The organism is Polaribacter sp. KT 15, from assembly GCF_900143115.1.
In the GTDB taxonomy this organism is placed as follows: domain Bacteria; phylum Bacteroidota; class Bacteroidia; order Flavobacteriales; family Flavobacteriaceae; genus Polaribacter; species Polaribacter marinaquae.
Map to the genome: position 1 here is coordinate 1,586,686 of NZ_LT670850.1, position 22,154 is coordinate 1,608,839.

The window sequence follows — 22,154 nt, forward strand, 5'->3', positions numbered from 1 at the left end:
AATCTAAAAGTTTATTGTGCCAATTAAGACCAAACTTTGTAAAAGTCTTCTTTTGTAATTTCTTCTCCGTCGCAATCATCAATAGTTAATGCGCCTTCGCACAAACCACCAAATTTATCTTCTATATTATCTTCACTATATTTTACAAGTTTACCATTGTCATAAATAGTAACTTGTTTTATTACTTGGTCTGCATCATTCGTTTCAAAATACCAAATAGAGTTACCCCAATCTGCATATTCATCATCTCTGTTTTCATCCCAAACCTGTGTAAAATAATTCATTAAATAATAGATTTAAATTGTTCTAAGAAACGTTTATCATTTTCGTAAAACATTCTAATATCTGGTATTTGATATAATAACATTGCAATACGCTCTATACCCATACCAAATGCGTAACCAGAATATTTAGTTGGATCGATATTGGCGTTTTTAAGAACATTAGGATCTACCATACCACAACCCATAATTTCTAACCAACCAGTACCTTTTGTTATTCTGTAATCAGTTTCAGTTTCTAATCCCCAATAAATATCTACTTCTGCACTTGGCTCTGTAAACGGAAAATAAGAAGGTCTTAATCTAATTTTAGATTTACCAAACATCTCTTTTGTAAAGTATAAAAGGGTTTGTTTTAAATCTGCAAACGAAACATCAGTATCAATATACAAACCTTCTACTTGATGAAAAATACAGTGCGCTCTTGCAGAAATATCTTCGTTTCTAAAAACTCTACCAGGAGAAATTGTTCTAATTGGCGGTTCGTTTTCTTCCATATAACGCACTTGTACAGAAGAAGTGTGTGTTCTTAATAAAATATCTGGATCTTGCTCAATAAAAAACGTGTCTTGCATATCTCTTGCCGGATGATATTCTGGCAAGTTTAAGGCAGTAAAATTATGCCAATCGTCTTCTATTTCTGGTCCTTCAGAAACAGTAAAACCAATTCTATTAAAAACTTCTATAATTTGGTTTCTTACTAAAGAAATAGGATGTCTAGAACCTAATTCTATTGGTTCTGATGGCCTTGTTAAATCTCCGTAAAAAGATTTTTCTGTTGTATTGTTTTCTAAGGCATCTGTTAATTCTGCAACTTTACCTTCTGCAGATTTTTTTAAATTATTTAGAGCTTGCCCAAAATCTTTACGTAATTCTGCATCTACATTTTTAAATTCTGCAAAAAGGTCTTTTAGTAAACCTTTGCTTCCTAAATATTTAATTCTAAAAGTTTCTACTTCATCTTTGGTTGTAGCTTTAAACGCTTGTACCTCGCCAATAAGTTCTTTTACTTTGTCTAACATTTCTTGCGTAAAATTATGCGACAAATTTAGTGTTTTTTATAGAGTTTTATCAATCTAAAGTTAAGAAAACAACAAGAGCTTTCGAAATCGATTGAAATAAGGATATCTTAGAAATAAATAAAAATACTTTTTTTATTTGCGAATTCAGAAATTAACTATCTTTGTCCCATTAAATTTTTATTAAATTCATAAAAAATTATGGCTGAAAGTATAGAGTTAAAAATAAATGAGTTTATGGAAATGGTTAAAACAAGAAATAACCATGAGCCAGAATTCTTACAAGCTGTACAAGAAGTTGCAGAAACTGTAATACCGTATATTATTAATCATGATATTTACCATGGTAAAAACATTCTATTAAGAATGGTAGAGCCAGAAAGATTGATCTCTTTTAGAGTTTCTTGGGTAGATGATAATGGAGAAATTCAAGTAAACAGAGGTTATAGAGTTCAAATGAATTCTGCAATTGGGCCTTATAAAGGTGGTTTACGTTTTCACCCAACTGTAAATGCAAGCATTTTAAAGTTTTTAGCTTTTGAGCAAGTATTTAAAAACTCTTTAACAACTTTACCAATGGGTGGAGGTAAAGGAGGTTCTGATTTTGATCCTAAAGGAAAATCAGACAATGAAATTATGCGTTTCTGTCATGCATTTATGAGCGAATTATTTAGACACATTGGTTCTAATACAGATGTACCTGCAGGAGATATTGGTGTTGGTGCTAGAGAGATTGGTTTTATGTTTGGTATGTATAAAAAACTAAACAACGAATTTACAGGTGTTTTAACTGGTAAAGGGCAATCTTGGGGTGGTTCTTTAATTAGACCAGAAGCTACAGGTTACGGTAACGTATACTTTGCAGACAATATGTTAAAACGTAAAGGAGATTCTTTTGAAGGTAAAAAAGTAGTTATTTCTGGTTCTGGTAACGTTGCACAATATGCAGCAGAAAAAGCATTAGAATTAGGTGCTACAATTTTAACTTTATCAGATTCTGGAGGATATATTTTAGACGAAGAAGGTATCGATACAGAAAAGTTACAACACGTTATGTACATTAAAAACGAAAAACGTGGTAGAATTAGCGAATACTTAGAAAAATATCCGAATGCAAAATATGTTGCAGGAGAAAGACCTTGGTCTGTTAAATGTGATGTAGCTTTACCATGTGCAACTCAAAATGAGTTAAACGGAGAAGAAGCAAAAACATTAATAGCAAACGGTTGTATGTGTGTTTCTGAAGGAGCAAATATGCCTTCTACACCAGAAGCAATTCACGAGTTTCAAAAAGGGAAAATCTTATTTGCGCCAGGTAAAGCATCTAACGCAGGTGGTGTAGCAACTTCTGGATTAGAAATGAGCCAAAACTCGTTACGTTTAAGCTGGTCTCGTAAAGAAGTAGACGAAAGATTGAAAGATATTATGGAAGATATTCATGATTCTTGTGTAGAATATGGTAAAAACGACGATGGATCTATAGACTATATAAAAGGAGCAAATATTGCTGGTTTTGTAAAAGTTGCAGATGCAATGTTAGCACAAGGGGTTGTGTAATAGAACTCTTTTAAGTTATTATAAAATTGAAACGCGTTAATTATTTAACGCGTTTTTTTGTTTTTTTGCAGATATAAAATATAAATATGAACTTCTTTATCTGTGTAATCTTAGGTTTTGTAATTGCTGCATTTGGTAGTATTACACCAAGTTTTTTAAATTTAACTGTTGTAAAGTTTAGCCTTAGAAACGGAAAAAAAGCAGCTTTTTATCTTATTGGTGGCTACGCAACCATATTGTTTTTTCAAGCAAATATTGGTGCATATTTGTCTAGTATTTTAATGAAAAACTCAGAATATATAACCTTACTTCAAAAAATAGGAACAGGACTTTTATTCTTATTATCGATTAATTTTTTCCGATTACACTTTTCATCAAAAGAGAAAAAAGTAAAAGAAGAAATACCAAAATCGAAAGCTTATTTACACGGAATAATGATGTCTTCTTTAAACACAATTGCAATTCCGTTTTACTTTACTACAATTTCACTTTTAATTGGTTTAAATTATTTTGAATATTCTTATTTAACCGGTTTTTATTTTTCAATTGGTTCTACAATTGGTTCTTTTACCTTGTATTCTTTATATGCAATAGTTGCAAAAAACATAGAACATAAGTTAACATATATAGCTACAAAAATGGATTTTATTTTAGGTGCATTAACAGGCGTTGTTGCACTAGGAAATCTATTATATTTGTTATATAAATAAAATATGTGAAACTTTTATTTCTATTTTTCTTTGGGTTTTTATTTTCTTTTGCTGGTTCTATTACACCTAGCTTATTAAATATGACAGCCTTAAAAGTTAGTTTAACTAACGGAAAGAAAGCAGCGTACAAATATGCTTTTGCAGTAGCGGTTATAGTTATACCTCAAATAATTATTGCAGTTACTTTAACCAAGTTTTTAGCAGATAATCCTTCTATTTTAGCAACTCTAGAAAAAATTGCAACAGTTATTTTTATATTTTTAAGTTACTATTACTATAGAGAATCTCAAAAAAGTAAAATTAAAATAGCTAAAATGAAAACCAAAAAAGAAAACCCGTTTTTAACAGGTATAATTCTTTCTATTTTAAACATGTTTTCTATACCATTTTACTGTGGCGTAATCATTTTATTAAATGCTTACGATATGTATAATTATTCAACTTTAGATACGTTTATTTTTATAATAAGTTCTGTTTTAGGAACCTTTTATATTCTCTTTGTCTACGGAAAATTTGCACAATTTATTCAACAAAAAACAGGAAAGCTTACAAAGGATATAAACTTAGTTTTATCAATTTTAACTGGTTTTGTAGCGTTATTTTCGATAGTAAAATTGTTTTTTTAATTTAAAAAAGTAATTAATAAGTTTGTAAACCGACTGATTTCTTATACAAGATAGTGTTTATGTTTTCTTTACTTCTTTATGGTTTTTTAGGTTCTTTTTTAGGTTTTACGCTACCAAGCGTACTAAATATGACTGCTTTAAAAATTAGATTAAACGCTACCAAAATAGAATTTACAAAATTTACCTTAGGCGTTTTGCTGGTGGTTTTTATGCAGGTTTGCATTTCTGTTTACATTATAGAATATTTTTCAACAAACACAGTTTTATTAGCGTTTTTAGAAAAAACTGGTATTTTGGTTCTTGTATCGTTATCGATTTACTTTTATAAACAGCATAAAAAAGAACAAAAGAAAATTGAAATTAAAACACGAAATTCTTTTTTTACAGGCATAATTTTATCCTTGTTAAACATGTTTGCAATTCCGTTTTTCTGTACAATTGTAGCCATACTTATTGCATTTAATTCTTTTAATTTCGATATAATTTTTGTCTTATTTTTTGTTTTAGGATCTGTACTTGGTACATATTCTATTTTATTATTATACGGAAAATTTGCACTTGTAATTAAGCAAAAAACAGGTAAATTCACCAATCATATCAACTTATTTTTATGTGTTTTAACTGCGACTTTTGCGTTATGTACACTTTTAAAATTTGTTCTTTAAAATTGTTTAAAATGAAAGTTATACAGAATGTTCTAGTACCAGGAAAACATAAAAAACCAATTGTAACAGATGTTTTTTATAAAGAGGATAAAACACCCAAAAAAGTAGTAATTTTTTGTCATGGTTACAAAGGTTTTAAAGATTGGGGCGCATGGAATATTATGGCAAAAGCGTTTGCAAAAGCCGATTTTTTCTTTATAAAATTTAATTTTTCGCATAACGGTGGTACAGCAGAACAACCAATAGATTTTCCAGATTTAGAGGCTTTTGGTAATAATAATTATACCAAAGAATTAGACGATTTAGAAAGTGTATTAGATTGGATTTCATCCGAAGAAAATTTTAAAAATGATGTTGATTTGAATCATATTACTTTAATTGGTCATAGTCGAGGTGGCGGAATCGTATTGCTTAAAGCTAACGAAGATTCGAGAGTAAAAAAGGTAATTACATTGGCTGCGGTTTCAGATTTTGGTAGTAGAAGTTCTACAATAGGTGATTTAGAAAACTGGCGAAAAAACGGTGTAAAATATGTTGTAAATGGACGAACAAAGCAAAATATGCCACATTTTTATCAATTTTACACCAATTTTAAAGAAAACGAAAATCGATTATTTATAGAAAATGCCGTAAAAAATTTAAAGATTCCGTTATTAATTATCCACGGAGATAATGATACATCAATTTCTTTAAATGAAGGTAAAAAAATAGATTCTTGGTGTTCTAACAGTAAATTAGAAATTATAGAAAATGCCGATCATGTTTTTAATGTCTCGCATCCTTGGTTACAAGAAAGTTTATCAAAAGAATTAGAAGAAGTTAAAAATTTGTGTATTCATTTTTTAGATTAAAACGTAGTTTTCTATTGAAATAATTAATGATATTCCTGTCTAACTTCGTAATTTAGACCTATGGAATTGCAACCGCCTTTTAGAAAAATAATTCATGTAGATATGGATGCGTTTTATGCATCTGTTGCAGAATTAGACAATCCAGAATTAAAAGGAAAAGCCATTGCTGTTGGTGGCGAAGGTAGAAGAGGTGTTATTTCTGCGGCAAGTTACGAGGCAAGAAAATTTGGTGTAAGATCTGCTATGAGTGGTAGTTTAGCAAGACAAAAATGCCCGCATTTAATATTTGTTAAATCAGATTTTCCGCGTTATAAAGAAATCTCTGCGAAAGTAAGAGAAATATTTTTTGAGTACACAGATTTAGTAGAACCTCTTTCTTTAGACGAGGCGTATTTAGATGTAACAGAAAATAAAAAAGGAAATCCGTCTGCAAATGAAATAGCAAGAGAAATTCGTCAAAAAATTTTCGAAGAAACAGGTTTAAGAGCATCCGCAGGAATTTCTATAAATAAATTTATTGCAAAAGTTGCTTCTGATATTAACAAACCAAACGGTCAAAAAACCGTGCATCCAGATGAGGTAATTCAGTTTTTAGAAGAATTACCGGTAAACAAATTTTATGGTGTTGGTAAAGTAACTGCAGCAAAAATGTACAACAACGGTATTTTTGTTGGCAACGATTTAAAAAAGAAATCTCTAGAAGAACTTGTAAAACTTTTTGGTAAATCTGGCGTGCATTATTTTAATATTGTTAGAGGCATTCATAACAGTGCGGTTAAGCCAAACAGAATTAGAAAATCGTTAGCTGCAGAAAGAACTTTTAGCGAAAACATTTCTTCGGAAATCTTTATGCTAGAACGTTTAGACAAAATTGCAGACGAGTTAGAAAAACGCATGCTAAAGGCAGACACCAAAGGCAAAACAATTACTTTAAAAATAAAATATTCTGATTTTACACAACAAACTAGAAGTAAAACAAAAGGCCATTTTATGCAGAAAAAGGAAGAATTTTTTCCTGTGGTAAAAGAGTTGTTATATCAAGATGAATTGCCAAACTCAGTTAGATTATTGGGGTTGTCATTTGGTAATTTAAACACCGAAATTAAAGAACCAGTTTGGGTGCAATTAAAGTTAAAATTTAAAGAGTCAGATTTTTTTAACGAAGAAGATTAGTAGCATGAATATAGAAGTTTTTAGAACCAATGCAACACATCCAGATTTTAAGATTTTAGTAAAAGAATTAGACGCATTTCTTAAAATTACAGACCAAGATGAGCATGATTTTTACAATCAATTTAATCATATTGATGTAATAAAACATGTAGTTGTATTATATGTTGATAAAATTACGGTAGGTTGTGGCGCTATTAAAAAGTTTGACAATTCTACTATGGAAATTAAAAGGATGTATGTTTCTAGCAAGTATAGAAGCAAAGGTTTAGCACAAAAAATAATAGAAGAATTAGAAATCTGGACAAAAGAATTGGGTTTTTCTAAATGTATTTTAGAAACTGGCAAAAGACAAAAAGCAGCAGTAAAATTTTATAAAAAAAGTAAGTATAATATTATTGACAATTACGGACAATATATTGGAATGAAAAATAGTATTTGTTTCGAAAAAAACGTGTAAATGAATTACAGTTATTGGGAGTTAAAAGAATGGTTTACCAACATAGATTTTACTATTGTTGGTAGCGGAATTGTAGGTTTAAATTGTGCTTTGCAATTAAAAAAACAACACCCAAAAGCAAAGGTTTTAATTTTAGAAAAAGGAATGCTACCACAAGGCGCAAGTACTAAAAATGCAGGTTTTGCTTGTTTTGGAAGTTTATCTGAAATTATAGACGATTTAAATACTCATACAACAGAAGAGGTTTTTAATTTAGTTAACAAGCGTTGCGAAGGTTTACAATTATTAAGAAATAATTTAGGAGATAAAAACATCGATTTTCAGCAAAATAAAGGTTTTGAATTATGTAATAACAGCAGTTTTTTTGAAGAATGTATTTCTAAAAAAGATGAAATAAATCAGTTTTTAAAACCTATTTTTAAAGAGGATGTTTTTACAACATCACACAATACTTTTAGTTTTCAAAATATACATCAAGATTATATCGTTAATAATTTTGAAGGGCAAGTAGATACAGGTAAAATGATGCATCAATTGCTCTTAGAAGTTCAAAAATTAGGAGTTAAAATTTTAAATAATATGTATGTTGATGCTTTTACTGAAACAGATAGTTGGGTTGAAGTAAAAACCGATAAAATCAATTTTAAAACCAATAACTTGCTTATTGCTACAAATGGTTTTGCAAATAATTTAATAGAAGAAAAAGTGCAACCTGCAAGAGCGCAAATTTTAATAACAAAACCTATTAAAAACTTACACATTAAAGGTACTTTTCATTTAGATAAAGGTTATTATTATTTTAGAAATATACATGATAGAATTTTGTTTGGTGGCGGTAGAAATCTAGATTTTACAACCGAAGAAACAACTCTATTTGGTCAAACAGATATTATTCAGAATACATTAGAAAGTATTTTAAAAGAAACGATTTTACCAGATACAAATTTTGAAATCGACCATCGTTGGAGCGGAATTATGGGAGTTGGTAATCAGAAAAAAGCAATTGTAAAACAAATTTCTAACCATGTTTTTTGTGGTGTTCGCTTGGGCGGAATGGGAATTGCAATTGGTAGTTTAGTTGGTAAAGAATTGGCAGATTTATTAGATGAATAAGAATTATGAAATTGTAGTAATTGGCGGAGGTTTGGCAGGTTTGTGCAGTGCAATTCACTTGTCTAAGTTTGGTAAAAAAGTTTTACTGATAGAAAAAAGTGAATACCCAAAACACAAAGTTTGTGGTGAATATATTTCTAATGAAGTTTTACCTTATTTACAGTTTTTAAATATCAATCCGTTTGATTATGGAGCTGTAAAAATCGATAATTTTAAATTATCAACCACAAAAAGTAAGATGATTACCGCAAAGTTACCTTTAGGCGGATTTGGTATTTCTCGTTACAAATTAGATTTTATTTTATCAGAAAAAGCCAAAGAAAATGGTGTGGTTTTTTTACAAGACAATGTTGTAGATGTTAAATATAAAGATGATGTTTTTACCCTTGAAACTAAAGAAAATAAGTGTTTTCATTCTAAAATATGTATTGGTGCTTTTGGAAAAAGATCTTTAATAGATGTAAAGTTAAATAGAGGTTTTATCAAAAAGAAGTCTCCTTATTTAGGTGTAAAAATACATGTAAAAGGTAATTTTCAAGAAAATTTAGTCGCGTTGCATAATTTTAAAGGTGGTTATTGTGGGGTTTCTAAAGTAGAAAATAATGCAATTAACTTGTGTTATATCACGAGTTTTTCAGCATTTAAAAAGTATAAAAATATAGATGATTTTCAAGAAAATGTAGTTTTTAAAAATAAGTTTTTAAAAGAGATTTTTAAAAATTCTAAACCTGTTTGGAACAAGCCACTTTCTATTAGTCAGATTTCGTTTGAAACCAAGAAGCCAATAGAAAATCATTTAATAATGTGTGGTGATGCTGCCGGAATGATCCATCCACTTTGTGGTAACGGAATGAGTATGGCAATACAATCTGCACAAATAGCATCTAAATTGATTCTAAATTATCTAGACGGTGTTGTCTTGTCTAGAAACGAGCTAGAAAAAGAGTATATTAGACAATGGAACAAAGAATTTAAATGGCGATTAAAAACAGGTCATTTTATAGCAATGTTATTTAGAAAAGATAAAATTGCAGCATTTTTATTAAGAGTTTTAAGAAAATTTCCTTTTTTATTACCCATAATAATTAAACAAACTCACGGTAAATTAATTAAAATATAATGGCTTTATTAGTAGATACATCAAAAAGGTCTGATCAAGAAGAATTGATGGATGATTTTTCTATTGGTGGCGATTATTTAAGAGATGTTTTAGATAAATTAGAAAATATTAATAGATGGTTAGGTGGCAATTTGGTTACCGTAAATTCCTTAAAAAAGGTATTAAAAAATCACGATAAATCTAAAGAATTCGTAATTGCAGATATTGGTTGTGGGCACGGAGATATTTTACGTGATGTAGCCAAATTCGGAAGAAAAAATGGATATAGATTTAAGTTACTAGGTATAGATGCAAACCCAACAGCTATCGAGTACGCAAAAGAACTATCTACAGAATTTACAGAGTTAACTTTTATTGTTGAAGATATTTTTTCTGATGCTTTTAAAAATAGAGAGTTTGATATTGTTTTAGCCACCTTGTTTTTTCATCATTTTAAAGAAAAACCTTTGGTTTCTTTTTTAAAAGATACATTAAAACATACTAAAAAAGCAATTATTGTAAACGATTTACACAGACATAAATTAGCCTATTATTTGTTTAAATTATTGTCTGTTTTTATAAAAAATAAAATGATTATTCATGATGGTTTGATTTCTGTTTTAAGAAGTTTTAAAAGAGAAGATTTAATTAGAATGTCTAATAAATTAAATAGAAAACCACAAATTTCTTGGAAATGGGCGTTTCGTTTTCAATGGATAATTACAAAATAAATGGCAGTTAAAATAACTTCGGTAGCAAAGCAATTACCAAAATATTATAAAGAAACAAAAGATATTATTCCGTTTGTAAAATTATGGATGCAAGATCAAGAAACTCGTTTTCAAAGAAAAGTTATCAAGCTTTTTGAAGGTGCAGGCGTAGATAAACGTTATTCTATAATGGATCCGGAAGAGGTTTTTACAGCGACTTCTTTTGAAGAAAAAAATGATATTTATACAAGAGAAGTTGTGCAATTGGCAGAAAAATCTCTTAAAAAATCTTTAAATAAAGCCAATCTAAAACCTACAGATATCGATTATATAATTACGGTAAGTTGCACCGGAATCATGATTCCGTCTGTAGATGCGTATTTAATAAATTCGCTTGAAATGAAACAAGATATTGTGCGTTTGCCAGTTACAGAAATGGGTTGTGCTGCAGGTGTTTCTGGTATTATTTATGCTAAAAATTTTTTAAAAGCGAATCCGAATAAAAGAGCAGCTGTTATTGCCGTAGAGGCACCAACGGCAACGTTTCAGTTAGAAGATTATTCGATGACAAATATTGTTTCTGCAGCCATTTTTGGCGACGGAGCTTCTGCTGTTGTTTTGTCTTCGTATCAAGAAGATAAAGGCCCTAAAATTATAGACGAAGCCATGTATCATTTTTATAACGCTACTAAAATGATGGGTTTTAAATTGGTTAATACTGGTTTACAAATGATTTTAGACAAAGAAGTGCCACAGACAATATCAGATCATTTTCCGGCAATAATTCATCCTTTTTTAGAAAAAAATAATTTAAAAATTGATGATATCGACCATTTGATTTTTCATCCCGGAGGAAAGAAAATTGTACAAACTGTAGAAGCTTTATTTGGTGTTTTAGGTAAAAATATAGACGATACAAAAGAAGTTTTACGCTTGTATGGTAATATGTCTAGCGCCACTGTTTTATACGTTTTAGAACGTTTTATGGATAGAAATCCTGCAAAAGGAGAAAGAGGAATTATGTTAAGTTTTGGTCCTGGTTTTTCTGCACAAAGAATTTTGTTAGAGTGGTAAAAACAATAAGATGAATTCAACTAAAATCATAAAAAGTTTACCTTACAAAAGACCCTTTTTGTTTGTTGGTGAACTTACAGAAATTTCAGAAAAAGGCGTTAAAGGAAAATATACTTATAGAGAAGACGAGTTTTTTTACGAAGGACATTTTAAAAATAATCCAATTACGCCTGGTGTTATTTTAACGGAAACAATGGCGCAAATTGGTGTTGTTTGTTTAGGAGTTTTTCTTTTGGAAGATCAAATTTCATCCGAAGAAAAAAAACCACAAATTGCATTAACTTCTAATGAAGTAGACTTCTTTTTACCGGTTTTACCTAACGAGAAAGTAACTGTAATTTCAGAAAAAGAATATTTTAGATTTAATAAACTAAAGTGTAAAGTAAAGATGCTAAACGCCAATGATGAGTTGGTTTGTAGAGGTACTATATCTGGAATGATAATCGCAAAATAAAAAATGAAAAATAGAGTTGTAATTACTGGTTTAGGAGTTGTTGCCCCAAACGGAGTTGGTTTGCAAGAATTTACAAATGCAATAAAAACAGGAAAATCTGGTATTACTTATCATCAGAATTTAAAAGACAAAGGTTTTTCTTGTTGTATTGGCGGTATTCCAGTGGTTTCCGAAGAAAAAAAACAAACATATTTATCGCCTTTACAATTACGTGGTTTTAATTCTACTTCTATTTTATATGGTTGTATGGCTGGTATTGATGCTTGGAAAAATGCTGGTTTTTCTGTTGATGATAACTCAGGTTTAGATTACGATTCGGGTTTAATTTTTGGAACAGGAACTTCTGGAATCGAAAAATTTAGAGAAGCAATTTATAAAATTGATGATCAAAACGTAAGACGTTTAGGAAGTACTTCTGTAGTACAAACCATGGCAAGCGGCATTTCTGCTTATTTAGGCGGAATTCTTGGTTTAGGAAATCAGGTTACTACAAATTCATCTGCTTGTACAACGGGTACAGAAGCGCTTTTAATCGGTTTTGATAGAATACAAAGCGGCAAAGCAAAACGAATGTTAGTTGGTAGTTCTAGCGATAGTAGTTTATACACTTGGGGTGGTTTTGATGCGATGCGCGTAATGTCTTACAAGCATAACGAAACACCAGAAAAAGGTTCTAGACCCATGAGTGCAACGGCGTCTGGTTTTGTTCCGGGAAGTGGTGCTGGGGCTTTGGTTTTAGAGTCTTTAGAAAGTGCTTTAGCCAGAAACGCAACTATTTATGCAGAGGTTTTAGGCGGAAATATAAATTCTGGCGGACAAAGAAATGGCGGAACGTTAACGGCACCAAATGCAGAAGCGGTGCAAAAATGTATTACTGCCGCAATTTCTGATGCTAGAATTTCTGCGGATGAAATAGATGTAATTAATGGTCATTTAACAGCAACCTCTAAAGATAGTTTAGAAATAGAAAATTGGGCAAAGGCTTTAAATCGAAAAGGAGTTGATTTTCCGTATATAAACTCTTTAAAATCTATGGTTGGGCATTGTTTGGCAGCTTCTGGCGCAATCGAGTCTGTGGCAGCAGTTTTGCAAATTAAAGAACAATTTGTGTTTCCAAATATCAATTGCGAAGATGTACAATCAGAAATTGCAACACTAATTTCTAAGGATAAAATTCCTACAAAAATAATAGAGAAAGATATTACTATTTTAGCAAAAGCTAGCTTTGGTTTTGGTGATGTAAATGCTTGTGTTATCTTTAAAAAATATTCAGAATAAAAAATGACAAAAGAAGAAATTATAAGCAAGTTAACAGTTATTGTAAAGCCTTATGTTCAAAATGAAGATGGTTTTAAAAATATCTCTGAAAACACCGATTTTATTAACGACTTAGAAATAAATTCTGCAAATTTAGTAGATATTATTTTGGATGTTGAAGATGAATTTAACATAGAGATAGATAACGATTCTATGGAGAAAATGCTTTCTGTAAAAGCAACCGTAGCAATTATTCAAGAAAAAATGAATGCATAGTGTTGGGAATGATATTGTTGATTTAAACCTTGCTAAAACTCAAAGCAATTGGCAAAGAAATGGTTTTTTAGAGAAACAATTTACCCAAAAAGAACAGCAAGAAATTTACAATTCTAAAAATCCGTTTTTACAAGTTTGGCAATTTTGGTCTATGAAAGAAGCTGCTTATAAATGTTATACACAACAAGTAGAAAAGCGCTTTTTTGCACCTTTAAAATTTGAATGTACTATAATTTCTGAAGATAAAGGCACTGTTTTTTTTGAAGACAAAATTTTTTATACAACTACAACTTTTAATCCTTTTTATGTTTCTACTATTGCGAAACAAAACGCAACTACAACTTCTATTTTTTCGAAAATAGGAAAATCAGATAATGTAGATAAAGATTTAAAAACGGAGTTAGCATCAATAGTTAGTTTGAAATTAGAAGAAATTACAAAAAGAAAATCTTCTGTTGGTGCGCCTTTATATTATTATCGAGAGAAAAAAATAACACAATCTTGTTCTATTTCTCATCATGGAAATTACGGAGCATTTGCATTTACACTAAACAATGAATTTGAAAGAAGCACTTTATAATAATTGTAAAGAATTTGTAGAGAAACGTTTGCAAAATGTAGAAGAAGTTATTTCTTCTAACCAAAAAGCACTACAAACAGAAACTAAAAGTTCTGCAGGCGATAAGCACGAAACCGGTAGAGCAATGTTGCAATTAGAAATGGAGAAAGCTGGCCAACAATTGGCGGGAATTACACAAATGAAAGAAATTTTAGCAAAAATTGATATTTCTAAAACTTCTAAAAATGCACATTTAGGCAGTATTGTTTATACGGATAAGGCAAATTATTTCTTGAGTATTTCTGCGGGTCATTTAACTATAGAAAACACAAATTATTTTGCAGTTTCCGTTTCATCACCAATAGGGAAATTGCTTTTAGGAAAGCAAAAAGACGAAACAATTTCTTTTAACGGAAATGTGTTTAAAATTCTAGAGATAGCTTAATTTTAGTATTCGTTTCTATAAAATCTTTATGATTTAAAAACACAAGTTGATTTTCAAACTCAGCTTCTATTAACCAAAAAGAACCTTTAAAATATGCGTTTTTTACGATAGCAATGCTATTAGAATTATCGATAATTTTTATTTGATGCGGATATAATAATACATGTTTACTGTTTACTATAATTTCATTTACATCATCAAATAAAGCTGCTACATACTTGCTTTTTGGGTTGTTGTAAATTTCTTTTGGTGCATTGTGAACTACTATTTTATGATTGCGAATAATTAGCAAAGTGTCTGCAAAAGAAAGTGCATCATTTTTATCGTGTGTAGCAACAATACACGCAATATTTTTTTCTTTTAAATAGGCAAAAAGTTTTCTTCTTAAAGAGTTTTTTTTAAAGTTGTCTATTTGGCCAAAAGGTTCGTCTAATAATAGTAATTCTGGTTCTTTTGCCAAGGCTCTAGCAATTGCCACACGTTGTTTTTGTCCGCCACTTAAATTTTTAACTTTTGTGTTTGCAAAAGCCGTCATTTCTATAACTTCTAATAATTCTTGTGTTCTTTTTTCGCTTTCTTCTGGATAAAAACGAGATAGAAATTTTTTAATATTTTCTGATACAGAAATGTAAGGCATTAAATCGAAATCTTGCGCTACATATTTAAAGAAATCCATACCAGGAACTAGATGAAACTCTGGACCTAGAACTTGATGATCTTTCCAGAAAATTGTTCCTTTATTTACATCTAATAAGCCGTAAATTGCTTTTAAAAGTGTAGATTTTCCGCAGCCACTTTCTCCCATAACGCACAAATGTTCTCCTTCTTTTATATTGAAGTTAAAGTTGTCTAAAACCATTTTGTTTTTAGTGTACCCGAAAGAGATATTTTGGACTTTTAGCATCTTACAAAAATAAGGTTTCTATTTGTATTTGTTGTTGTAATTTAGATAGCAAGTATGCCTGCGTTAGCGATTGTAGCATTTGTTTGAGCTCTTTTATGAGGAACGAATAAAAAGCGAGTGCGAAAAGCGCGACCTTTAGGTAACGCCCAAAAAAAACACAAAAAAACCGATACGAAAGTATCGGTTTTAAATTTTAATGTATAAATTTTAAAAAGAAAATTATACTAAAAAGGTCTGTGATCTTACCAGATTCTTACTCTTTCTTCTGGTTTTAAATACATTTTGTCGCCTTCTTTAACATCGAAAGCTTCGTAAAAAGCGTCTACGTTTTTAAGTGGCATGTATGCTCTGTACATACCTGGAGCGTGTGTATTTGTCATGATTAAGTTTTTAAGAGCTTCATCACGCATTTTAGTTCTCCAGATGGTTCCCCAAGAAAGGAAAAAACGTTGTTCTGGTGTATAACCATCAATTTTTTCTGGTCTACCGCTTTTTTCTAAGAAGATTTGTAAACCTTCGTAAGCTGCTTGTACACCACCTAAATCGCCAATGTTTTCACCTAAAGTATATTCGCCATTTAAGTGCATAGAATCAATAGCAATAATATCTGAGTATTGTTTTACCAATTGCTTACCAATTACTGCAAATTTTTCAGAATCTGATTCTGTCCACCAGTTTTTAAGGTTTCCGTCACCGTCAAAACGTGATCCAGAATCGTCGAAACTGTGAGAAATTTCATGACCAATAACTGCTCCGATTCCACCATAATTTACAGCTTCATCTGCTTTGTAATCGTAAAACGGAGGCTGTAGAATTGCTGCCGGAAATACAATTTCGTTATTTGTTGGATTAAAATAAGCATTTACAGTTTGCGGAGACATACCCCATTCTGTTCTGTCTACTTCTTTACCTAGTTTATCCATATTTTTATTATAGTTCCATTTTGTAACATTAATACTGTTTTCAAAATAAGAACCGCCCTCGTCTAAACCTTTAACTTGTAATTCTGAGTAGTCTTTCCAAACATCTGGATACGCAATTTTTACAGTTAATTTATGTAATTTTTCTAATGCTTTTTCTTTAGTTTCTGCACTCATCCACTCTAAACCAGCAATTCTTTTTTCGAAACCTAACATTACATTGTCTATCATTTCTTTTGCTTTTGCTTTTGCTTCTGGCGGAAACATTTTTTCTACGTATAATTTACCTAAAGCTTCACCAACGGCACCGTTTAAGTTACCTAAAGCACGCTCGTTTCTTGCACGTTGTTTTTTAGCACCACGCATTTCTTTGCTATAAAACTCCCAATTTGCAGTTTCTAAGTCTGTAGATAAAGAGCTTAAAGAACTGTTTATAGTGTTCCAACGGAATAATAATTTCATGTCTTCTACAGATCTTTGTGTAAAAATTTTACTCATAGCTTTAAAATAAGCAGGATCTGTAACAATAATTGTTTCTAAGTCTGTAACACCTATTCCTTCTAAATGAGCTTTCCAATCGATAGCTGGTGCTAATTTTGTTAACTCTGCAACAGACATTGGATTGTAGATTTTACGTGTATCTCTTCGTTCTTCCTTTGTCATCATTGGTTCTGCTAAACTAGTTTCAAAAGCAACAATTGTGGCAGCATTCTTCTTAGCTGTAGCTTCATCATCACCAAATTCTTGAAGCATTTTAGCAACAAATATTTCGTATTTAGCCAATTTATCTGCAACTTTTGCATCTACGTAGTAATCTCTAGATAAACCTAAAGAACCACCACCCATGTACCCTGCGTATTGGCTGCTGTTTTTTAAATCGTTGTAAACACCAAAACCATAAAAACCAGCACCACCATAAGGCGCCATATTGGTAATATAGTTTTGTACATCTTTCTTTGTTTTTATTTCTTCTATTTTAGCTAAAAAAGGCATAACAGGTGCTTTACCTTGTTTGTTTCTAGCAACAGTATCCATTATTGTTTGGTAATAGTTTACTGCTTTTTCTTGATCTGAATCTATTTCATTTCCTTGTGCATCTTTTATCTTCGGAAAATCTTTTTGCGCTATGGCATCATTTAAAATAGTTAAAACATCTTCATCTGTTTTTTTACGTAATTCACCAAAACCACCCCAAGATGTTCTGTCTTCTGGAATTTCTGTTTTATCGATCCAAGTACCATTTACGTGTCTAAAAAAATCATCAGATGCTTTTACAGAAGTATCCATGTTTTCAATAATAATACCGGCAGATCTTTCTTCTGGCTTTTCTTCTTTACAAGCAACAAAAGCAAAAGATGCAATTGCAGTTGTAAAAAGAACCTTGTTAAATGTTTTCATTATTTGTGTAATTTGAGTGTTATGATAATTAGTGTCTTAAAAAATATAATGTTACATCTTTTTAACTTTTGTAATTACCTTATTGATTATTACCAAAGGTAATTAAATAATTAAAAAAGTTTTATTTTAAATTTATCAGCTGTTTTGTAGGTTTTTAGGCAGTTTTTTAAAGCCCATATTAAATAAAGTGAAACCAAAAATATCTGCAAATTGGTCTATTGTTTTTGCAATAGGTGTTCCGGCCCCGTGGCCCGCATTGGTTTCTATTCTTATTAATGTAGGATTTTTACCCGTATGTTTTTCTTGTAATTCTGCTGCAAATTTAAAACTATGTGCTGGTACAACTCTATCATCATGATCTCCGGTTGTAATTAATGTTGCAGGATATGTAGTTCCTTTTTTTACATTATGTACAGGCGAATATCCTTTTAAATAGTCAAAAATCTCTTTGTTGTCATTGGCAGTACCGTAATCGTATGCCCAACCTGCGCCTGCAGTAAATGTATGATAACGCAGCATGTCTAAAACACCAACAGCAGGCAACGCAACTTTTGCCAAAGTTGGCTTTTGCGTAAGAATTGCGCCAACTAAAAGTCCGCCATTAGAACCACCACGAATTGCTAAAAATTCTGATGAAGTATATTTACTATCAATTAAAAACTCTGCCGCCGCAATAAAATCATCAAAAACATTTTGCTTTTTAAGTTTTATACCCGCGTTGTGCCATTTTTTACCATATTCTCCGCCACCTCTCAAGTTCGCAACAGCATACACACCACCTTGCTCCATCCAAACTAAATTTGCAACACTAAAACTAGGCGTTAAACTTACATTAAAGCCGCCATAACCATACAAAATAGTAGGATTTTTGCTATTTAACTCAATTCCTTTTTTGTGTGTAATAATCATCGGAATTTTAGTGCCATCTTTAGACGGATAAAAAACTTGTTTGCTTATATAATCATCAGTATTAAAAGCCACTTTTGGTTTCCAATATGTTTGGTAAGAGCCATCTTCTGGATTGAATTTATAAGACGAATTCGGAGTGTTGTAATTCGTAAAAGAAAAATACAATTCTTTAGTTTCTATTTTTCCACCGAAACCCGTAACAGAACCAATACCTGGTAGAGAAATTTCTCTTATAAGTTCGCCATTAAAATTGTATTGAAAAACTTTAGAAACCGCATCTACCATATAATTTGCAAACAAATAATTTGCACCTTTAGAAATAGCTAAAACATGTTCTGTTTCTGGTATAAAATCTTGCCAATTTTTTGGTGTAGGATTCGAAAAATCTACAGTAACAACTTTTTTATTGGGAGCATTTAAATTGGTTGCTAAAAAAAGTGTAGAAGCTTTGTTCGCAATTACATAAGTATCACTTTCTAGCGTTTCTATAATTGGTTTTAGTGTGCTTTTTTCTTCGGATAAATCTTTGATAAATAATTTGTTACCAGAAGTAGAAATTTGTGCAGTAATTACTAAAAAACGATTATCTTCTGTAACATAGCCACCAATATATCTGTGTTTTTCTGATGTTTTTTCGCCAAAAATAACAACATCATCTTCTTGCGAAGTTCCTAACTTATGATAATATAATTTATGCTGATCTGTTTTAGCAGACAACTCACTTCCGGTTGGTTTATCGTAACTAGAGTAGTAAAAACCTTCGTTTTTGTACCAAGAAATTCCAGAGAATTTTACATCAACAATAACCGGTTCTTTTTGTTTTTTAGAAACAACATCAATAATAATTATTTTTCGCCAATCAGAACCACCTTCAGAAATAGAATATGCGACGGTTTTACCATCTTTAGAAAAACTTAATGCGCCTAAAGAAGTTGTACCGTCTTTAGAAAAAGTATTTGGATCTAAAAATATTTCTGGTTCAGAATTATCTATGGTTCTATAAATTACGCTCTGATTTTGTAAACCATTATTTTTAGAAAAATATGTGTAATCGCCTTCTATAAAAGGCGTACCTATTTTTTCATAGTTCCATAAATTAGCCAATCGATTTTTTAATTGATCTCTGTAAGAAATTTGATTTAGATAGTTAAAAGTAACCTTGTTTTGTGCTTTTACCCAAGCTTCTGTTTCTGCGCTTCTATCATCTTCTAACCATCTGTAATTATCGATAACGGTTGTATTAAAAAAGGTGTCTACAACTGGTTTTTTTTCTGTTTTTGGGTAAATCAATGTAAGTGTGTTTATGATGTTTAGTATACCAAACAAAGTTAATTGTTTTATCAAAATTAAATTATAATCGCTTTATTAAAGAATGATTTAACTGTTTTTAACTTTACGATGTTTGTTATCGATAGCTATTTGTAATACTTTAGAGGTTTTTACGACTAATTTTGTAGTAAAATAAATATAAAATTAAAATTCAACAAAGTTGAATTAAAAACATTCATATGACAGAAAATTTAACAAAAGCAACATTTTTAGAAAAAGTATTTAATTTTGAAAAAAATAAAGAGTGGAAATTTGAAGGTAAAAGACCAGCATTAATAGACTTTTATGCAGATTGGTGTGGTCCTTGTAAAATGATTGCGCCAATTTTAGAAGAATTGTCTAAAGAATACGAAGGTAAAATAGATATTTATAAAATTGATACCGAAGCAGAACAAGAATTATCTGCCGCTTTTGGTATTAGAAGCATACCATCTATGTTATTTTGTCCTGCAGAAGGAGAACCACAAATGGCAAACGGAGCTTTACCAAAAGCAGATTTAGAACGCATAATTAAAGAGGTTTTAAAAGTAGAAAAGTAATAACGATTCTTAAAAGAAGTTTCTAAATTAAATCCTGAGTTTTTTAAAACTCAGGATTTTTTTGTCAAAAAAATAATACATAAGAATTCTATGTATAAGAAAATTATGTATATTTGACCATCGATATTCAAAAATTGTCAATTTAGGTGATTTTTAAATTGAAGTGACAAAAACACATTATAAAAATGGGAAATCAGAAATTATACAAAGGCTCTTTGCAAACCATTATTTTAAAATTATTAGAAAGTAATGATAAAATGTACGGTTATGAAATTACACAAAAAGTAAAAGAATTAACCAAAGGCGAACTTAAAATTACCGAAGGTGCCTTGTACCCAGCTTTACACAAGTTAGAAGCCGATGGTTTGCTAGATGTAGAGGTTGCAAAAGTGGGTAATAGATTGCGTAAATATTACAAGTTAACAGAATCTGGTACCAAAGAAACTGCCAACAAGTTAGATGAAATGCAAGAGTTTTTAAGAACAATGCAGCAATTGGTGAATCCTAAATTAAGTTTGGAGTAGGATGGAAAAGCGTTATGAAATAACAGAAAAACAGTTGGTTTTTTTAGAGGATTTTTTACTCAGAAAATACCCAACAATTTCCGAAGAAACAAGAATTGAGTTGGTAGATCATCTAATTCTTGATTTTGAAGCAACTACAGAAAATGGAAATTTATCTCAGTATTTATCCAATGAATTAGAGTTTATAAAAAAGTTTGTTTTTAACGGAGTGAGTGCTCTTAAAATTTCTTACAGAAAAGAAACTTGGGAGCATTTTTTTAGATTTTTTATTGATTTTAAATTGATTCCTTATTCGTTATTAGTTGTTATTGTTTTTTATTTTTTTGCTGAAATTTTAAACGATAAATGGTTATGGTTTTCACTAGTTATTTCACAATCCATAGTTATGTCTGCATCTTTATTATTTGGAATGATAAATAAAAAGAAATTAAAAAAGTTAGAAGAAGTTAAGCTTTTAGGTTCAGAAATTTGGTTGCCATTCTTAATGGTTCAACTTCCGTTAAGTTTCGATTTTCAACATTATATAACTTCTAATAATTATATATTTATAGTTTATACTTTATTTACTATTAATTATGGTGTTGCAGCTTTTATTGTTTTGAGAAAACATAGAAAAATCATCTTAGAAAAATACAAACACTTGTTAAACTAATGCTATGAAATTAACAAAAGAACAAATACAAAGAGTAGAACATTATTTAGATGTAAAACAGATTGATTATATCGATATTCGATTAGAAATTTTAGATCATATTATTTCTGATATTGAAGAAAAAATAGAAGAAGAAAAAGTAACTTTTCACAATGCTTTTGCAACTTCTAAACAAAAATGGAATCCTCAATTTAAAGAAACTTCCAGTATGTTTTTTGGACTTGGTTTTACTGCACCAAAAATTGTGATTCAGAAAGCTAAAAAAGTTTATTGGAAACAATATGTGTTTTTATTAACCTCTTATTTTTTGCCTTTTTTATTATTAACTCATTTTAATTTTAAAATAGAAAACCCACAAGAATACGGTTTATTCAATACTTTAAAAGGAGTTATAGTTTTAACTTTAATATCATTTGTATACATGTTATTTAGTAATAATCATAAAATCGAAACTACTTATGGTTTTATTTTGAAATCTAAAAGTTTAGGAGCGTTTACAGGTTTAATTGTTTTAGCAATTTTTTTCACACGTGTGAATGAATTGAATGGAATTAATATTGGAATGCTCTGTTCTTTCCTTTGGATGACTTTCAGTTATTTCCACTTTTATAAAAAACACAAAGAAGCAATTCAACAATATAAAATTTCATAAG

25 protein-coding genes are annotated in these 22,154 nt (G+C 30.2%); 20 read left to right on the plus strand and 5 right to left on the minus strand.

Features of this window, described 5'->3' with window-relative positions; genetic code table 11:
- Positions 1-23 precede the first annotated feature (23 nt).
- Both B5464_RS07135 and pheS read right to left on the minus strand, forming a co-directional pair.
- Positions 24-284, minus strand: a complete 261-nt coding sequence (locus B5464_RS07135; RefSeq protein WP_079737811.1) for a hypothetical protein — start codon at positions 282-284, stop codon at positions 24-26.
- The gene (gene pheS, locus B5464_RS07140) at positions 284-1,303 is read right to left on the minus strand and encodes a phenylalanine--tRNA ligase subunit alpha (protein WP_079737812.1); all 1,020 of its coding nucleotides are present in this window, start codon (positions 1,301-1,303) and stop codon (positions 284-286) included. Before pheS ends, B5464_RS07135 begins: the two co-directional genes overlap by 1 nt.
- Positions 1,304-1,513: 210 nt before the next feature.
- Here pheS and gdhA point away from each other — a divergent pair, with 210 nt between their 5' ends.
- From gdhA to B5464_RS07220, 16 genes are all read left to right on the plus strand, one after another.
- Entirely contained in the window at positions 1,514-2,857 is a 1,344-nt protein-coding gene (gdhA, locus tag B5464_RS07145) for an NADP-specific glutamate dehydrogenase (RefSeq protein WP_077811415.1), read from the plus strand.
- An 86-nt stretch (positions 2,858-2,943) separates the two neighbouring features.
- On the plus strand, positions 2,944-3,567 hold the full coding sequence (locus B5464_RS07150; RefSeq protein WP_079737813.1) for a LysE family transporter: 624 nt from the start codon (positions 2,944-2,946) through the stop codon (positions 3,565-3,567).
- Positions 3,568-3,572: 5 nt separating this feature from the next.
- Positions 3,573-4,193, plus strand: coding sequence for a LysE family transporter (locus tag B5464_RS07155; RefSeq protein ID WP_079737814.1), 621 nt, complete (start codon positions 3,573-3,575; stop codon positions 4,191-4,193).
- A 59-nt stretch (positions 4,194-4,252) separates the two neighbouring features.
- The gene (locus B5464_RS07160) at positions 4,253-4,858 is read left to right on the plus strand and encodes a glutamate dehydrogenase (protein ID WP_154066950.1); all 606 of its coding nucleotides are present in this window, start codon (positions 4,253-4,255) and stop codon (positions 4,856-4,858) included.
- 11 nt (positions 4,859-4,869) lie between these two features.
- The gene (locus tag B5464_RS07165) at positions 4,870-5,709 is read left to right on the plus strand and encodes a S9 family peptidase (protein WP_079738994.1); all 840 of its coding nucleotides are present in this window, start codon (positions 4,870-4,872) and stop codon (positions 5,707-5,709) included.
- Between the two features lie 60 nt (positions 5,710-5,769).
- On the plus strand, positions 5,770-6,882 hold the full coding sequence (gene dinB, locus B5464_RS07170; RefSeq protein WP_079737816.1) for a DNA polymerase IV: 1,113 nt from the start codon (positions 5,770-5,772) through the stop codon (positions 6,880-6,882).
- Between the two features lie 4 nt (positions 6,883-6,886).
- Complete coding sequence (locus B5464_RS07175) at positions 6,887-7,339, plus strand: GNAT family N-acetyltransferase (RefSeq protein WP_079737817.1); 453 nt, start codon at positions 6,887-6,889, stop codon at positions 7,337-7,339.
- Positions 7,340-8,452 (plus strand): FAD-binding oxidoreductase, encoded by a 1,113-nt coding sequence (locus tag B5464_RS07180; RefSeq protein WP_079737818.1) that lies wholly within the window; start codon positions 7,340-7,342, stop codon positions 8,450-8,452.
- Complete coding sequence (locus tag B5464_RS07185) at positions 8,445-9,572, plus strand: NAD(P)/FAD-dependent oxidoreductase (protein WP_079737819.1); 1,128 nt, start codon at positions 8,445-8,447, stop codon at positions 9,570-9,572. Before B5464_RS07180 ends, B5464_RS07185 begins: the two co-directional genes overlap by 8 nt.
- On the plus strand, positions 9,572-10,282 hold the full coding sequence (locus B5464_RS07190; RefSeq protein WP_079737820.1) for a methyltransferase domain-containing protein: 711 nt from the start codon (positions 9,572-9,574) through the stop codon (positions 10,280-10,282). The genes B5464_RS07185 and B5464_RS07190 overlap by 1 nt, the downstream gene beginning before the upstream one ends.
- Positions 10,283-11,335, plus strand: coding sequence for a type III polyketide synthase (locus B5464_RS07195; protein WP_079737821.1), 1,053 nt, complete (start codon positions 10,283-10,285; stop codon positions 11,333-11,335). It begins immediately after the preceding gene.
- Between the two features lie 10 nt (positions 11,336-11,345).
- Positions 11,346-11,789: a 3-hydroxyacyl-ACP dehydratase FabZ family protein gene (locus tag B5464_RS07200; RefSeq protein ID WP_079737822.1), complete on the plus strand. Its 444-nt coding sequence runs from the start codon at positions 11,346-11,348 to the stop codon at positions 11,787-11,789.
- 3 nt (positions 11,790-11,792) lie between these two features.
- A complete protein-coding gene (locus tag B5464_RS07205) occupies positions 11,793-13,067 on the plus strand; it encodes a beta-ketoacyl synthase (RefSeq protein WP_079737823.1) in 1,275 nt (424 codons plus the stop codon).
- Between the two features lie 3 nt (positions 13,068-13,070).
- On the plus strand, positions 13,071-13,322 hold the full coding sequence (locus B5464_RS07210; RefSeq protein ID WP_079737824.1) for an acyl carrier protein: 252 nt from the start codon (positions 13,071-13,073) through the stop codon (positions 13,320-13,322).
- A complete protein-coding gene (locus B5464_RS07215) occupies positions 13,315-13,902 on the plus strand; it encodes a 4'-phosphopantetheinyl transferase superfamily protein (protein ID WP_079737825.1) in 588 nt (195 codons plus the stop codon). The genes B5464_RS07210 and B5464_RS07215 overlap by 8 nt, the downstream gene beginning before the upstream one ends.
- Positions 13,877-14,326, plus strand: coding sequence for a 3-oxoacyl-ACP synthase (locus B5464_RS07220; RefSeq protein ID WP_079737826.1), 450 nt, complete (start codon positions 13,877-13,879; stop codon positions 14,324-14,326). The genes B5464_RS07215 and B5464_RS07220 overlap by 26 nt, the downstream gene beginning before the upstream one ends.
- Here B5464_RS07220 and B5464_RS07225 read toward each other — a convergent pair.
- The 3 genes from B5464_RS07225 to B5464_RS07235 all read right to left on the minus strand — a co-directional run bounded on the left by B5464_RS07225 (position 14,304) and on the right by B5464_RS07235 (position 19,765).
- Positions 14,304-15,230, minus strand: a complete 927-nt coding sequence (locus B5464_RS07225) for an ABC transporter ATP-binding protein (RefSeq protein WP_079737827.1) — start codon at positions 15,228-15,230, stop codon at positions 14,304-14,306. The genes B5464_RS07220 and B5464_RS07225 overlap by 23 nt on opposite strands.
- 242 nt (positions 15,231-15,472) lie before the next feature.
- On the minus strand, positions 15,473-17,548 hold the full coding sequence (locus B5464_RS07230; RefSeq protein WP_079737828.1) for a M13 family metallopeptidase: 2,076 nt from the start codon (positions 17,546-17,548) through the stop codon (positions 15,473-15,475).
- A gap of 135 nt (positions 17,549-17,683) precedes the next feature.
- Entirely contained in the window at positions 17,684-19,765 is a 2,082-nt protein-coding gene (locus B5464_RS07235) for a prolyl oligopeptidase family protein (RefSeq protein WP_154066994.1), read from the minus strand.
- A 200-nt stretch (positions 19,766-19,965) separates the two neighbouring features.
- Between B5464_RS07235 and trxA the strand changes: the two genes are divergently transcribed.
- The 4 genes from trxA to B5464_RS07255 all read left to right on the plus strand — a co-directional run bounded on the left by trxA (position 19,966) and on the right by B5464_RS07255 (position 22,153).
- On the plus strand, positions 19,966-20,325 hold the full coding sequence (gene trxA / locus B5464_RS07240) for a thioredoxin (protein WP_077810714.1): 360 nt from the start codon (positions 19,966-19,968) through the stop codon (positions 20,323-20,325).
- A gap of 185 nt (positions 20,326-20,510) precedes the next feature.
- Complete coding sequence (locus B5464_RS07245; RefSeq protein ID WP_079737829.1) at positions 20,511-20,849, plus strand: PadR family transcriptional regulator; 339 nt, start codon at positions 20,511-20,513, stop codon at positions 20,847-20,849.
- Between the two features lies 1 nt (position 20,850).
- Complete coding sequence (locus B5464_RS07250) at positions 20,851-21,501, plus strand: hypothetical protein (protein ID WP_079737830.1); 651 nt, start codon at positions 20,851-20,853, stop codon at positions 21,499-21,501.
- A 4-nt stretch (positions 21,502-21,505) separates the two neighbouring features.
- On the plus strand, positions 21,506-22,153 hold the full coding sequence (locus tag B5464_RS07255) for a hypothetical protein (protein ID WP_079737831.1): 648 nt from the start codon (positions 21,506-21,508) through the stop codon (positions 22,151-22,153).
- The last annotated feature ends 1 nt before the right edge of the window (position 22,154 follow it).